11 protein-coding genes are annotated in these 15,605 nt (G+C 60.7%); all 11 read right to left on the reverse strand.

Annotated elements, in window-relative coordinates; translation table 11 throughout:
- Nucleotides 1-269: 269 nt before the first annotated feature.
- Nucleotides 270-716: a hypothetical protein gene (locus K3169_RS00940; RefSeq protein ID WP_263269544.1), complete on the reverse strand. Its 447-nt coding sequence runs from the start codon at nt 714-716 to the stop codon at nt 270-272.
- Entirely contained in the window at nt 713-1,618 is a 906-nt protein-coding gene (locus tag K3169_RS00945) for an NAD synthetase (protein WP_027900019.1), read from the reverse strand. Before K3169_RS00945 ends, K3169_RS00940 begins: the two co-directional genes overlap by 4 nt.
- 95 nt (nt 1,619-1,713) lie before the next feature.
- Nucleotides 1,714-2,649 carry a type VI secretion system-associated lipoprotein TagQ gene (tagQ, locus tag K3169_RS00950; protein ID WP_099270311.1) on the reverse strand — a complete coding sequence of 312 codons (936 nt, stop codon included), beginning with the start codon at nt 2,647-2,649 and terminating at the stop codon, nt 1,714-1,716.
- Between the two features lie 86 nt (nt 2,650-2,735).
- Nucleotides 2,736-4,457, reverse strand: a complete 1,722-nt coding sequence (locus K3169_RS00955; protein ID WP_255885777.1) for a formylglycine-generating enzyme family protein — start codon at nt 4,455-4,457, stop codon at nt 2,736-2,738.
- Nucleotides 4,450-5,652: an ABC transporter permease gene (locus K3169_RS00960; protein WP_231676976.1), complete on the reverse strand. Its 1,203-nt coding sequence runs from the start codon at nt 5,650-5,652 to the stop codon at nt 4,450-4,452. The genes K3169_RS00955 and K3169_RS00960 overlap by 8 nt, the downstream gene beginning before the upstream one ends.
- Nucleotides 5,652-6,368 (reverse strand): ABC transporter ATP-binding protein, encoded by a 717-nt coding sequence (locus K3169_RS00965; protein WP_263269546.1) that lies wholly within the window; start codon nt 6,366-6,368, stop codon nt 5,652-5,654. The genes K3169_RS00960 and K3169_RS00965 overlap by 1 nt, the downstream gene beginning before the upstream one ends.
- Nucleotides 6,368-9,397: a serine/threonine-protein kinase gene (locus K3169_RS00970; RefSeq protein ID WP_263269548.1), complete on the reverse strand. Its 3,030-nt coding sequence runs from the start codon at nt 9,395-9,397 to the stop codon at nt 6,368-6,370. Before K3169_RS00970 ends, K3169_RS00965 begins: the two co-directional genes overlap by 1 nt.
- Nucleotides 9,398-9,408: 11 nt before the next feature.
- On the reverse strand, nt 9,409-10,128 hold the full coding sequence (locus K3169_RS00975) for a PP2C family protein-serine/threonine phosphatase (protein ID WP_263269550.1): 720 nt from the start codon (nt 10,126-10,128) through the stop codon (nt 9,409-9,411).
- Complete coding sequence (gene tagF / locus K3169_RS00980) at nt 10,129-10,779, reverse strand: type VI secretion system-associated protein TagF (protein ID WP_263269552.1); 651 nt, start codon at nt 10,777-10,779, stop codon at nt 10,129-10,131.
- Nucleotides 10,776-14,282, reverse strand: coding sequence for a type VI secretion system membrane subunit TssM (gene tssM / locus K3169_RS00985; protein ID WP_263269554.1), 3,507 nt, complete (start codon nt 14,280-14,282; stop codon nt 10,776-10,778). The genes tagF and tssM overlap by 4 nt, the downstream gene beginning before the upstream one ends.
- Entirely contained in the window at nt 14,279-15,601 is a 1,323-nt protein-coding gene (locus tag K3169_RS00990) for a DotU family type VI secretion system protein (RefSeq protein WP_122396895.1), read from the reverse strand. Before K3169_RS00990 ends, tssM begins: the two co-directional genes overlap by 4 nt.
- Nucleotides 15,602-15,605: the final 4 nt, after the last annotated feature.

The raw sequence follows: 15,605 nt of genomic DNA on the forward strand, positions 1-15,605 counted from the left end.
CCCGCGATAAGGTTTTGGTGATCTACCTGAAAGGTTGCGGTGTCTGCATCGCGGGCAAGCCCAGCTCCCACAAAATCCGGCGGTGTCGAATCACTGGTGCTTACGGCCTTTGTTCCGTGCTTTCACACGCTGCTCGCCGATCTTGACCAGCTCACATGGCTCTGTGGGAGCCGGGCTTGCCCGCGATAGGTTTTTGGTGATCTACCTGAAAGGTTGCGGTGTCTGCATCGCGGGCAAGCCCAGCTCCCACAAAATCCGGCGGTATCGAATCATTTGTGCTTAAGGCTTTTGTTCCGGGCTTTCACGCGCTGCTCTCGAATTTTGACCAGTTCATCCCGCATTTCCCGATGCCTTTTCGAGTTGAGCATCAGCAGCCCAAGCAAAGGGAAAAGTATTCCAGTGGTGTAGGAGAACATATGCGGCCTGTAGCCAAAGGTAAGCAGCACCGTGAGCAGGCTGATTATCAGCAATGCGACGATGATCCAGACACCCCAGGTCCTCCCCCGGATCATCATGAAATTACCGAAACACAGGACCACCGAGAGCGCGATGGCTGCCATCGCTGAGTAGCTACCCCGCTCGGAATACTCGCGAAAGTAAGTACTGCTAGCCAATGAGATGGCGACACTTATGGAAAATACCGCGAGAAAGAATGCGCCGATGAATGTTGGGAAGTATCTGGCAAGGAAGGCTTGTAAGCCGTCGGTCTGCATCATGGTGCTAGCTCCTCGTAAAGACCGACCGCGATGCTTTGAACTGTGCCGCTGCCTACCAAACCGATAGATGCTCCCAGCGCGTCTTGTATCTGGGTGCGTGTGGCATGTTGTATTTGCGTAGGAGTAAAGCGTTTCGTGAGAGCGCCGGATTGCTGCTTTAGTTTTAGCAATTTGCTTGTGAGCTCCGGGTGCTTAAGCGTGAGCAACTCCTCCGTCAAAGCTTTACGCTGCTGTCTGGACAGGCCTTTCGACGTTTCATACCAGCTACGGCCTGTGGCTGCCTTACGAGCCTGTAAAAACCTGAGTGTTGTCAGTCCTGATGCACCAACTCCTAGCAGAGAAACAGCATCCAGAACGGGGGTAACGTTACGGTACCAGTTAGCGTCGTCCATCGAGTCGTTAGCTAATGGATCGTCTGTTTCATTGTAGGTGCGCACCATTCCAATTACACATTGCCCGGTACTTGCAGTCGCAGCAGCAACCCCAATCCCCGCCACCACAATACTAGCCCCAGCCGTAAACGGCACCGCCACCGTTCCGCTGAACACCACGAGCCAGCCCAGTATTGCGCCAGCGCAGGACAGGGTGGCGCCGACCGCTTCCTTGACCACACGTGATTCGCGGGGGTTGTTTTGAACCTCGTGGGCAAACTGGGCGGGGGCGATGTATTTCTTGGCTTCGCGCAGGATGATGCGCTTGGGCTGGATGCTGCAGATGGGCGTGAATTCGCGCAGTGTGACGACGTTGAAATCAGCATCTATGTAGACCACGCCAGCACCCACGATGCCGGGGTCGGCATCAATCGCGGCGAACAGCCGGGGCAGGTTGATGCGGCTTTCGATGCGTTGGCGGGCCAGGAATTGAGAGGGGTTGTTGCTCAGTCCGGTGAGAATCTGGGTCATGTTGTTTCTTCCTTGTCATGCACGATAAACCGCCATCAGCCCCCTCATGCAGAGAGGGCCGATGGCGGTTATCGATTACAGCGACAGCCAGTCAATCAAACGTTAGGGCAAGGAACCGGAGCCCAGTCGCCTACGTCAGGGCTTTTGCACATGCCCTCAACCTGGCTTTTACCAGCGGTGGCAACCTTGTCGCTTTCAGCCTGCTTGGCTTTGGCGTCGACCAGGGTTTTCTCGGTCTTCACGGCTTCTTGTGGAACGACCGGCAGTTTGGCTTTCGCTGGCTGCTTGGTCTTTTTCTTGGTGGTCGCTGCGGCAGCTGGAGCGGCGTCGGCTGCAGCCACGGTTGCTACGTCGGTGCGCTGTACGCCGACTTGTTGCAGGTCTTTTTCGTAAGCCTGGGTGTAGTTGCTCAGGTCTTCACTGGCACGACCGTTTACGGCAGTGATCAGGTCGTTGGACTCTTTCAGGCCCGATACGATTTCCGCCAGGCGCTTACGGCCTTCGGTGTCGTTGATGGTCTTGGCTTTGCGGGCCGTCATCAGGTTGGCGAACTGCTGCTGATAGCAGGACTGCGAAGCACGAGCGTAAGCAGTGCTGCGGTCGATGTCAGCGGCGCTCTTGTTGATGTCGCCTGCGTACGAAGCGATACGCTGCTTGTCATCGGTGATCTGCTTCTGACGCTCGGTGTAGTAACCGGCTGCGCCGCCGACCAATGCCCCGCCCGCTGCGCCGATGGCGGCGTTGCGGCCACGCTTCTCGGAGTCACCGGTCAATGCGCCGGCCAGTGCGCCACCCACAGCGCCCAATGCGGCACCGGTAGCGACCGATTTGGTCATGTCCGAATCAGTGCTGCGCAGGTGTTGTACCGGCTCGTAGCATGTCGGGTAGTACTCGACCTTGGTGGTCGCGCCTACTTTGGACACTGGCGAGCTGGCGCAACCGGTAAGAATGACCGCGCCAAAACCAGCCGCGGTCATCATCAGAGCGCGACCAGTGGAACGGGTGAGCAGGGGTTTACGGGACAAAAGCATATTTGCGTTCTCTTCTTTAGTTTGGACTAGCCCGACGCGGCTTACAGCCGCCCGAGTCCCCTCTGTATTTGCAAGACTACGACGGGTCATTGCTGACCTGCCGATGCAAGCAATTCCTTCAATATCGCCGCCGGATCGGCCCGCTTTTGCTGGCGGTAGTTACCGACATGACGCACGAATAGTGTTGCCCGTGTCACCAGACTCTTGCCGATGACCGGTTTGCGATTGAGTTCTTCCTTGATGCGCTGGAATTGCGCCTGAATCACCGCATCGGTGTAGCGAGTGCCGGTGGCCAGGTTGTCGATATAGATCGCAACGGCGCCATCCAGCGCGCTACGGCCGTTGTCCAGCGCCGTGCCGAACAGCTTGGCGGTCGCCTCATCCTTGGCGTCCAGCGCCTGCTGCTGGCTCTTTTTCAGATTGGTCAGCCGGATGTTGTAGTTGCTGATGGTCTCGGCCACCAAGGCCGCTGACTGGATCAGGTTGCCTGCGGCCTCTTCGCGCTGTCGGGCGATCAGCGAGACGTTGCGCTTGAGCTCTTCGTTGACCAGTCCCAACTCGGCTTGCAGGCGCGGATCGGCGCTGGCGGCGATGATGCTGTCCAGACGCTTGGTCGGATCCTGAGCGTCATCAATGGCGTCGGTCAGCGAGGCCAGACGACCTTCCTTTTCCCACTGGGTGAACAGCTCTTTGTAGCGTGAGCGGGGTGCCGACAGCGCGCCGATGGCAACGCGAAAACCGGTGGTTTCATTGCTCTGTTCGGTGCCGTCGGCGGCAAACAGCGGGTACTCGCGGCGCATGCCGGTAAACAGCGTGCCTTCGCCCTCAAGGTAGTTGCCACCTTTGGCAACGAAGCCGCCGTAGGTGCCTTGGCGACGCCCGGCATGAACCAGCTGGAAAGACTCCTGAACCATTTCCGCCGCGTTGCCGATCACGTCGAACATGCCAATAGGGTTAGGCAGTTTGGTGCCAATGGGCGTCAGTCTTGCAGCCTGGCCGGTACCGCCCGCCACCTGATTGAAGACTGCCCAGTCTGCGAGCGGGCCGTCGCTTTCGCTTCCTTCAACACGACGAGGGAACAGCCGGGCTTCTAGCTCCTGCCGACTGACCGCCTGACCGCCACGCGCCGCGAACTCCCATTCCACTTCAGTGGGCAGGCGAACGAACCCAATACCACCGTCCTCGACGTCGTTGCCGCGGCCGCTGACTGGCAGCAGGTCGCGATGGTTTTTCATCAGCCAGGCGCTGTAGACCGCCGCAAAGCGTTCGGCTTCGAAGCGCGACAGTTTGACCTTCGGCAAGCGAGCGGCCATGCCTTGGGGCTCTTCGCATGCCGGGGCAGGTTCACCGCTGGCCAGCGACTGAGCCTGAGCCATGACTTGCGCGTATTGACGTGCCGTGACCTCGTACTTGCCGATGAAGTACATCATCGGCTTGAGCGGCGTGCCCTTGTCGGTTTTGGGCAGTACCGGGCCAATGGTTTTGCCCCAGTCACTGGACAAGTCCTTGAGGGTGAACTGACCGTTGATGAAGTCGCGCCGATAGCCGGAAATAAACGACTGTTTGTAGCCAGGCTCGCCTTCGCTGAACGGATAGCCGAGGCTGATTTCGCGATCATCCAGGCTGCCTTGCGCGAGGATGTAAACGTAGCGAAAGACCATTTCGCCGTCACAGGGCAGCGGCAGGCTGACGTCATCCGGCAGTGGCTTGGGGTTGTCCAGTTTGTCGGTATCGTCGGCCAGCACCTGACCGGCCATACACAGCGACACAACAGCCAAGGCCAGCGCGGCTTTGCGAAACTCAAACATCTCGAATTCCTTCTGAAGCTTCAATTCGTGCCACGCGCCAGCCGCCCATCGCCGCCGCGCTGAGGCTGGCACCGAGCACCGCGAGCAGGGCGACGAGGTAGTGAACAGGTAGCAGGTGACTGGCGTACTCGTTGGTTGCCTGCGCGAACAATCGGTTCAGTCCAGTTTCGGCCAGGCCATACACGCCGGCCGCGAGCAGGGCCGCCAGCCCGCCGCTGTAGAGAGCCTGGAGCACCACGAACAGCAGCAGCGCGCCGGTACTGAAACCGAGCAAACGCAAGACCGATAGCTCACGCCGCTTACGCTCAACGGCCGCCAGCGCCCCGGCGAAAATAGCGGCGAATGCACCGGTCACGGCCAGCCCGGCAATGATCCAGAAGGTGATGGACAGGTTGTTGCTCAGGGACCGAACCTGATCGATGGCCTGTGCCTGAGTTGAAACCAGTTGTCCGCTGTCAGCGAAATAGCGGCGCAGGGATTCGACGCCATCGAGGTCGTTTGCATACAGCCGAAACGCCGGATAGACCCGCTTTTGCACAGACGTTGTAGGGTCGCCAGCCCAGCCCAGCGCTGTGACTTCACGGCCGTCGCGGTAATCTTCGGCAGCTTCCAGCAGGCTCAGCGTTGCGAACATTGCGTCACGCTCGAAGGCTGCCAGAGGCAACACCGCCAGCACTTGCAGACGAGTGCGTTGCACCTGTGCCTGCCCGGCGACTTGCCGGGTGAAAGAGGCGTCCAGCCAATCGCCCGGTTTGCTGCCAAGTTTTTCCGCAGCGGTGTGACTGAGGACCACGCTGTTGATTTGCACTGGCAATTTCAGACCTTCCAGCAGCGGGTCACCGGCTGCCGTGGGGATCATCTCCACGTTCACTGCCGGACCTGCCGCCTGGCTGTTCAAATCTGCGGTGGCTGCGATTTGTCGGGTGCGCGGTATGGCGAATGCCACGTCAGGCCGTTGTGCCAGGAGTTCGACGAAGCCTCGGGTGAAGCGGCCGCCGCCCATGGGGATTACTTCGCGCACGCCGGGATCTTGTTCCAGACGTTGGGTCAGGCTACTGATCAGGCCGAACTTGAGACCAAACAGCACCAGCAGCGGCGCGATCACGGCCACCAATGCCAGCACGGCACAGGCCGAAAGGCGTGCATCGGCGCGGTAGTCTTGCCAAGACAGGCTGGCCACCAGAGAAGGGCGCATCAGCGGGCCTCCTCAAGGGTTGCCGTGACACCGCCGTCCGCGTCGCGTCGGCAAGCAATCCGCAGGCAACGCAGGCCGTTCGTGCGGGCCAGTGTTTCGTCGTGGGTGGCGATCACGCAGCAGGTCTGCTGATCTGCCGCGCCTCTGAGCAGAAGCTGCATGACCCTGTTGGCATTGAACGGGTCCAGTGCGGCGGTAGGCTCATCGGCCAGTACCAATTGCGGCGAGTGAGCCAGCGCACGGGCGCAACTGACTCGTTGGCGCTGCCCAACAGAAAGCGAAGGTGGCTTCTTGTGCAGTTGGTCGGCGATTTCCAGTTGCTCGGCCAGGCGCTGCACGCGGCCGTCGTCCTTCAGGCCGAGTAACTGGAGGGGCAGGGTGATGTTGCCGCGCACATCGAGATAGCTCAGCAGGCCGCCGGTTTGCAGCACGTAACCCAGATGACGGCTGCGCAATTGCGCCAGGTGGTTCTGCTGCGCGTTACGCCACAGGCCACCGATGTCGAATTCGCCTTGTGACGTCGAGAAGTCAAAACGCTGGGCATGATCCGGCGACGACACCAGCGCCAGCAGATCCAGCAGCGTGCTCTTGCCACTGCCGCTTGGGCCGAGCAACGCCCATTGTTGCCCGGCACTCAGCTCCAGGCGCGGAATCACCAGGCTGTAACGCTGGCTGCCCGAGCCTCGCGTCTTGCGCACATCTCGCAGGCTGAGCATCAGGGCAGCGTCGAAAGCGGGACGCGATACAGCGCGTCGCCCGGCTCGGCGTCGCCGAACCGGACCCAGTTGGCCAGATCATTGTGGAAGGTTTCGTAGAGACGGATTTTCGAATCCAGTTCGTCGATGAAGTCTTCCTGTTCCGCCACGCTCAACGACAGCCACAAGTCCTGAGTCATGCTCAACGCCTTGCTGCGATAAGGCAGGCCATCAAGGTATTCACCGAGGACGCCGCCTTCGGCCAGTTTTGCGCCTTTGCGCAGTGCCGAAGGATCACGACTCATGTAGGCGCTGGCGCTGGCGATTTCCTGGAAAAAGTCCTTCGGTGAGGTCTTGGTTTTGCGAGCGGCATCAACGATCAGTTTCAGGGACTGCTGCAGGTCGTTGAGTTGCAACTTGGTCAGCATGACGCAGACCTGAAACGCGGGCAGCGTCGGGTTGGTCAGGTCGCGGTCAGCGGCCCAGGCGCTGACCAGTTGCGGGGCCTGACTCGCCGATTTACGCCCAAGGAAATCCATGTGCATCGCATAACCGATGGCCGCTGACTTGTCGGCAACGCTGGGCGCAGCAGCCAGATTTGGCACAGCCTGCGGTTGGTTGCTGCGTACCTGATGCACAAGGTCGGCGAATACCGTGCCGATCTCATCGACTTGAGCGCCGAATTTGCTGACATCACCGCCCGCGACAGGGATGTAAAGATCACCGATTTTCGGGTTGGCGTCGGCGGTCAGCGTTCGATATTGCTGCTCTGCCTGCGCATGGTTTTTCTTGCCTGCGTCGGTGCGCAAGTGCAGCGCATAGATTTTGATCTGCTTGCTCAGCGCCGCCTGACGGACCTCCGCCTCGTTCATTTGCGTGCTGCTGTAAGGGTCGTTTTTGCGCAGAGAACCGGCATCACTGACCAGCAGAATCAAGCGCCCACCGTAGCCGGACCAATCCATGTCATTGACCGCTCGCATGACCCCCGCGAACGAATCTTCGTTGAAGGAATGGCTCGATACCGAGGTTGCCTTGACCTGACTGGCCAGTTGCATGAATCGCTCTGGATCGCGGCCCTGATCAAGGGTGATCAGGGTTTTACTCAAGTATTCCAGCCCGGGGGTCTTACTGACATTGTTGCGAAACCCGACCATCCCGAAGCTGACACTGTCGAGCTCGCCGCGCTGAGCGATCTTGCTCTGCAGTTCGTGCACGACATTGCGAACCTGATCGATGTAGGGCTGCATCGACACCGACGTGTCCACAACCAGCACGACTGCCGTGCGGAAGTTGTCGGTGCTGGCCTTTGTTTTAGCGTTCGCGCTATCGGCAGATTTGCGTTGCTCGCTGCCGGGGTCGATGGACGCCACATTCAACAACTGAACAGGCTGGCCGTTTTCATCGAAGGTTTCCCGGGATTCGAAAATCGGCAACAGGTAGAACTGATCCGGCGGTACTGCGCTGGCGCTGGGCTCCAGTGCCAGCACCTGTTGGCTATCGTCCGGGTCGTTTTGTGCCTTGAGCAACAGGTTTCTTGCGGCGGTGGTGTTGCTCAGCATGTTTTCCAGTTCGCCGGGCTGGCGCAGGAACATCACGGGTGAACGGCCGGAGCGCTCAGTGAATTTAAGCACCAGGCTTTGTTTCCAGTCGCTGATCTGAGCAGCAGGCAGCCAGCCTTCGCTGCGTCCATCGCTGGCCGGGCCGACGCGTAGCCACTGGGTGCCATCGACGGTCTGGCGCTGGTAAACGTAAAGCACAGAAAACGAAGGCAGCGGTTTGCTTGCCTGACCACCCGGTTCGCTCGCATAGCTCGCGCCGGGCTTGCTCAACACACGCTGGAACAGGGTTTTCTTGCCGGGCATCAACAGTGGGCGCTGTCCGCCATCGGCGTTGGCTGCAAGGGCCGGATCCACCGCTGACGATTGACCAACAGGCGCTGTGTTTGCCGCTGAAGAGCGGGGTGTTGTCGGTGCGTTGTCTGTCTGGGTCGTTCCCGTTGAGCTTTGTGAGCTCATCCACCAGTAACCTCCGCCCGCAAGGCCCAGTGCAGCAGCGATTGCGACACCGAGCAACGCCAGCATCGGGCCTTGACGCTGGCCAGAAGTCTCCGTTTTCTCAGCTGTCGGTTTTGCCAATGGGGGCGTCGGCGTTGGCGCGCTGCGCGGAATTTCGATGGATTCCGGGGTGATTCCGGCCAGATCAAGACCGGCCTGTGGTGGAATCGGCAGCGTTTGAATGAGCGTGCTTTCAGTCGCTGTCGCGGGCAGGTTATCCAGCGCAGCAATCAGTTGTTCGGCATTGGCAAAACGCTCCGCCGGGTCCTTGGCCAACAGCCGACGCAGAATGTCCTGATAGCGGTCGTGATGAATCGGCAGCTCTGGCAACGGCTCGGTCAGGTGGGCCAGCGCAGTGGAGAGTGCGTCGACACCGGTGTACGGCAGCCTGCCGACGAGGATCTCATAAAGCACCACGCCCAAGGCATACAGGTCGGCGCGCCCGTCGATGTCCTGTCCGCGAGCCTGTTCGGGACTCATGTAGCTGGGAGTGCCCACGGTGAAACCGGCCTGAGTGAACTGCGTGCGGTCGTCCAGGGATTTGGCGATGCCGAAGTCCGATAGCACCGCTGTGCCGTCGGCACGGAACAGGATGTTGGCCGGTTTCACATCGCGATGGACCAGCCCTTGAGCATGGGCGTAACCCAGCGCGGACGCGATCTGACGGATGAACAGCAAGCCCTGCTCGGGGCTCAGGCCCTCAGCGATGCGTTCCTTCAGCGTGCCATTGGGCAAGTATTCCATGGCCATGTAGTACAGCTCGTCTACATTGCCGATGTCATGGATGGTGACCGTATGCGGATGCGACAACCGCGCGAGGGTGCGTCCTTCGCGCAGGAAGCGTTCGCAGAAGCTGGGGTCGGCGGCGAGCGACGCGGCCATGATCTTCAGCGCCACCTTGCGTTGCAGTGAACGCTGGGTCGCCAGATAGACCGTGGCCATGGCGCCTTCGCCAATCTCACCTTCTATGTCAAAACCGGGTATCAAGATATCCATGGATGCTTTCTTCAGTTGGCTTTGACGACGATTGCCGTGATGTTGTCGGGTGCACCACGCGTCAACCCGAGGTGTATCAGGCTGCGCACCACTTGATATGGGTCGCTGTGGCCAAGTACGTCGCGAATTTCATGATCTTCAGCGGTTTTGTTCAGGCCGTCGCTGCACAGCAGATAGGTATCACCGGGGACGATCTGAAGCGGCACCATAGCCAGCTCCAGTCCTTCCTCCACGCCAACGGCGCGGGTCACGATGTTGGCGCGCGGGTGCACTCTGGCTTGTGCTTCGCTGAGCAGGCCGCTGTCCTGCAAGTCCTGGACGTAACTGTGATCGCGGGAGAGGCTTTCCAGTACACCGTCGCGCAAGCGATACAGGCGGCTGTCACCGGCCCACAGGCACACGCCTTCGTCCTCTCTTACGGCGAGCAACACCAGCGTGCTGCCCATCATGCTCACGCCACGGGTTTTGGTTTCTTCGCGCACCGTCGCGTTGACCTCGGCCATCCGGGACCGCAACTCGCGGGTGTACAGCGACAGATCCTGCGACACCGGAATACCCCGCAGACTGTCCACGATCAGGCTGCTGACATAGTCCCCGGCGGCGTGACCACCCATGCCGTCGGCCACAGCCCACAGACCGTTGTCGGTCGCTTCCAGAAAGGCGTCTTCATTGATCTTGCGCACCATGCCGACGTGGCTGTAGCAGGCAGATTTATAGGTAATGCGAGACATCTAGTTCGTGGCTCCTTGCCCAAGCAGAAAACTGCCGAATTGCGCGGCGGCTGGCAGCCCTGTGCAATGCAGCAGGCCCGGCGCGATCTGTTCCGAGCCCTTGCCCCACCACAGACTCGCGTGGTCGCAGGCCTTGTCCACCAGTGCCGCGCTGCGCTGGGCAGGTTCCGTCGCGGCCATTCGCTGCAGGCCGGCGAACTTGCCCACAGGCTTTCGTGGTGTGGCAGGCAGCGCACCCAGTACTTGCAGGTTGCTGTCGAAGATTTCGAAGCTGGCACCTTCGTCCAGCGTCGAGAGCAGCAATGATTCGGTCTGTTCGAACCAGTCTTCAGGGCCGGTCACCACTGCGCCAAGGCTGTAATTGCTCGCCAGAGGTTGAGCGACGGTCAGCGGAAAATAACGCCCGACCCGGTCAATACTCGGCATCAGCACACCCACCACGGCATCAGGCCCGCACACGCCGGGGGCCAGTGCGAAACGCCAGAGCGGGCTGACCAGATAAGCGTCCAGCCACTGGCTGCCCAGTTGCTGTTGGCTGGCGAGCAAACCGGCGGCGAGCCAGGCGTCCCAAGGCTTGATGAAACTCTGCGGCAGGCCACGGCTGACAAAATCGCCGCGGCTGGCCAGCTTGCCGTAAAACCCTGTCGTCATAACCGCTCCGGCAGGCTGAAGCCGCTGAGGACGCGACTCTTGAATGGGTTGAAAGCACTGTTGGCGCGCAGCTCGTAGGAGATGCTCGCGCTGTCGACCCGCAGGCGCAGATTGAAACGGTCCGGCGAGCTGCCCGCCACCAGATCCGATTGCTCCAGCAGACGGAACCAGGCCCAGGGGCCGTCCAGGGTAATGGCCGAGCGACCACTGGCCGATGGCGGCGAAATGGACATACGGACCACGCCGATGCTCCCGGCATTCGGCCATTGCATCGCCACAGGGCGGCTTGGGCCGTGGTCGTAACTGATCTGCTGGCCATCAAGGTCGAGCAGGAACTGGGTGATCGAAGCATCCATGGCCACCGGTTTCAGCTCGAAGCGCACCATCGGTTGGGTTCCACCTGAACGGAAGAACGCATCACGGATCGCCGCAGCACGCTGGAAGGTCTGCAGCACGCCTGCATTGATCCCCAGTTTCTGTGCTGCACCGGGCTGCCAGCGCCAGGTGGAAGCCGATGTATCGACGTAAGGTTGCAGGTATCTGCGGAAGTAGTTGTCCATCACTCCGCCAACCCCGAAGAACTGGCCGAAGTCATCCAGCGTGGCATCGCGATTGCTGCCGGGCGACAGGGGATAACGCCCGCTCAGGGACTGGCGATAAACGTTGACCACTTCGCTCACCCAGGCGGCGTTCAACTGGTTACGCACACCGCCCATCATCGTGTTGGTGGTGGAGCTGACCACGGATTTGACCAAGCCTTGTACCAGAGGCGGTTGGCGCTCTGCCGTCAGACTGACGCGTTGTGCTGCGGCCGTGGCCGAGTTTTTCGCCTCGCCAAGCAGCGCATCACCGCTGGCACCGACCATGGCGCTGACCTGTACATACAGCGCGTTCATGTCCGCCAACAGACCGTCAATGGCAGCCGGTTCGCCTTCGCCCTTGCTGACCAGACTGTTGAGTTCGGCAAAGTGCGCACTGACCGGGTCTTCGCTGCTGACCGGCGTTGCGGTGTTGCTGGCCGGTTGTTCCTGACCCAGCAACGAGCCGAGCTTTTGCTTGAGCTGATCGACATTGCCATCGACTTTCTTGCCTTGAGCAGCGAGCAGTTTTTCTTCCTGTTGCAGGTCTGTTTCTTTGGCGACCGCCACCAGCAGTTTCTTCAAGGGCGAAGAAGGCCCGGAGAGGACGCGCAGCACGTCCGCGGCCTGCGCCACGCTGGTGATGGGCACGAAGTCGATGTCGGCGAGCAGGGCGTCCCAGTTTCTCAGGTAGTCCTGGAAATACAGACGCCTGACGTCCGCGGCCAGACTGGCAACATTCTGTTGATCAGCCTGATCGCGGCCCAGCACCCATTGCTCTTCTGACAGCGTGCCTGCTTGCGTCAGGCTGGTGGCCAGAAAGGCTTCCCGATAGCCCTTGGCGGTAAAAAAGCCGCTCAAAGGATCGCCTAACGGTTTGCCACTCTTGCGCGCAAACACCAGCGGCGCATCGCGACCGGCTGCCTCACTGAGGCGAAAGTCAGCGACACCTTCGGGCAGTTTGTGCCGCTTGACCCGGTCATAAACGCGTTGCGCAACGGGCAACTGTTGCAGTTGGCGGCGCAGGTCGTCGATCAGGCGCTGGTCCAGGCGTGCGTTAGGAGGGTGGCGCTCGAACAGCGCCTGCAGATGTTCACCCAATTGCTGGCGTTGTTCCGGCGGCAGGTCGCGGGGCAGGTTTTGGTCCCAGTCCAGAGCGATCCATGCCTTGATGAAGTCAGGGTCGTAATGCTCGTTGTCGGCGAGCATCAGGTAGGCCTTCAGACCTTCGTACAGGTAATCGGAACTGCCACCGCTGTGCAGTTGCTCTTCAATGCGCGTCACCAGGCGTGGTGCGAAGACCGCGATGAGGAGTTTGCGATAGACGCTGCCGGACTCTGCCTCAAGCATGTCGCCTTGATAAAGCCCCAGCCCCTCAGACCAGTCCGGTGCGTCACCTGCCAGATGCTTGACCGCATTGAGCAATGGCAATACCGCCAGCACATCGCGTTGTGCCGGGCTCAGGTTTTGTACGCTTTGGCCCAAAGGCGCGACCTTCTGATCGACCTGAGCGATGTACGCCTGGTTGGCGCGATAACTGACCCACCACAATGCACTGACCGTCAGCACCACCGCGATGGTCGCTGCCAGAACCCCGCGGGCGATCCATTTGCGGCGCTGTTCGACTTTCGGGTTGACGCCCACCAGTCCCCGCTCGGCAAACGCCACGGCGGTGAACAGCTTGTGGATGAAATAACTGCGCCCGGTGCCGCTCTGGCGCGCCAGATGCTGGCGGTCCAGGCTCATACTTTGGGCCATGGCGCCGATCAGGCGGTCAATCGGGCTGCCTTCCTGGGTGCCGCTGGTGAAGTACACCCCACGCAGCAAAGCACGGTCTTCGTAGGCGTTGGGTTTGAATACCCCGTCCAGGAAGCTTTGCAGACAATCTTTCAACGCGCCGAATTGCTGGGGGAAGCCGTAGATCAAATCGCGCCGCGCCGGATCCCGCTCCTGCTGCAAGCGCTCCACCAGACGTGCGTTGATTCGTTGCTCCAGCAGGGCGAATTCACTGAGAAATTCAGCCAGCGGACCTTGCGCGTTCTTCCCATCGTCGAGGGCAAAGGTCATCCCCCAGACCTGCTCCCGCTCTTCTTTGCTCAAGGCATCGAAGAACTCCATGAAGCCAGGCACCAGATCCAGCTTTGTCAGCATCAGGTAGATCGGGAAACGCACGCCGAGCTGGGTATACAGCTCTTGAATACGCGCGCGGATTGCAACGGCATGCGCCTCACGCTCAGCATCAGTGCCGAGCAACAGGTCAGACAGACTGATGGCAATGAAAGCGCCGTCGATAGGACGCCGCGAACGCTGATTTTTCAGCAGGTCCAGAAAGCCCAGCCACGCGGCTTTATCGACCTGCGCATGGCTGTCCTGAGTGGTATAGCGCCCGGCGGTGTCGAGCAAGACGGCCTGATCGGTGAACCACCAGTCGCAGTTACGCGTCCCGCCCACACCGCGAATCGCGCCCGCACCCATCTGCGCCGCCAGCGGAAAATGCAGACCGGAATTGACCAGCGCAGTGGTCTTGCCCGAACCCGGCGGGCCGATGATCACGTACCACGGCAGCTCGTACAGATTGCGTCGCTCATCGCCGCCCAGGCGGGCCTTCTTGAGCAGTGTCAGCGCTTCGTCCATGCGTTGGCGCAAGGTGGCGAGTTCTTCTGCCGTGGCGACACTGGCCGGGTCTGGAACCTCTTGCGCAGCCAGGCTTTGCATGACCTTGGCGGCCTGACGACGCGCCTGAACGATGCGAAATACCCGGTACGCGAGCCACGCCGCGAACAGCAGGATGATCAGCGCCCAGCGACGGCCTTCCGGCACCAGGGCTTCGAGTAACGGACCGACAAACCAGATAATCAGACTTAACGCGATCAGGCCCAGAACCGGGACGATCCAGCGAATGAAAAAACCGAAAAACGCCTTCACTCGACCCCCTCCGCCAGAACAGTGATTTCTACCCGGCGATTCTTCGCCCGGCCTTCGCTGGTGTTATTTGGTGCCAGCGGTTCGGTGTCGCTACGCCCTTCGGCGGTAAAGCGCTGCGGCTGACCGGTTTTAGCGGCGAGAATCTGCAACACCTGCTCGGCACGCGCCTGGGACAATGCCCAGTTCGACGGGAAACGCAGGGTGGCGATGGGGCGATTGTCACTATGGCCCGTGACGCGAACCTGGCCTTTGACGTTACGAATCGCGTCGGCGATGCGCAGCATCAGGGGCTGGAAATCGTCGACGATGCTGGCGCTGGCGGAAGCGAAGAGCTCGTCACCACGAATGGTTACCACCGAGCGATCCACAGCGTCTTCCACGGAGACCCGGCCTGCCTTGATCTCATCAGCGAGGAAGCCCGCCAGGCGGGGACGCTCTACCAGCTTGGGCTGCACGACAGGACGGTCAATGGCCTGCACCGGAATTTCCCCCAGTGCGTGGATATTCTTGAAGACCGGTTCTGCATCGGATGCCAGCTTCAGGCGCAGGCCGAAGAGCAGCAGTAACAGCAGCGCCAGGCCAATGGCTACGCCGACCCAGGGCGGCATGAATTGGGAAAGCCGATCACGCGCCACGCTCAGCCCGCGCCAATGAGGCGACAGCTCGCGTTCGTATTCACCCCGTGCACTGCGGATGGCTGCACTGGTCCGCTCACGCAAAGCGTCCAGCTGACTGCGACCGTCATTCATGACCCGATAGCGGCCCTCGAAACCCAGGCACATGCACAAGTACAGCAACTCGAGCAGATACAGGCGTTCACGCGGGCTTTGCAGGCAATGTTCCAGAAGCTGAAAGACCTTTTCACCGCCCCAGGCTTCGTTGTGCACCGTGATCAGCAGGCTTTGTTTGCCCCACTCGCTGGTGCTGCCCCAAGGCGTACTCAACACTGCTTCGTCCAGCGCGGTACACAGCGCATAACGGGCCAGCAGCACCTCATTGCGAGCGATACCGGCTGCTTCGGCGTCCTGTTCGAACTGGCGCAGATAACCCAATAGTTGTGCGCGCAGGCTCGCCGGTGCGGGATGCGCGATGGTGCTGCGCAAGCGCGTGAGCAGGGCCAGCAATGGCCCAGCGGCGGACTCCAGCGGGTTCAGGCCTTGCGCCTTGCCGGTCAGCGCCGGGCCGGCGGGAGCAGCAGGTGGGGCCGTCGGTTGCTCCGGATTTACCGGCTGCGGCCCGCGTCCACCGGGTCGCGGCATGAACTGCGTGCGGTCATTGGGGGATTCAAACGGGTTCGAAGGATCGTCGTTCCGGGTCATCGCC

Origin of the sequence: Pseudomonas phytophila, assembly GCF_025643095.1 — a bacterium.
Taxonomy (GTDB): Bacteria; Pseudomonadota; Gammaproteobacteria; order Pseudomonadales; family Pseudomonadaceae; genus Aquipseudomonas; species Aquipseudomonas quasicaspiana.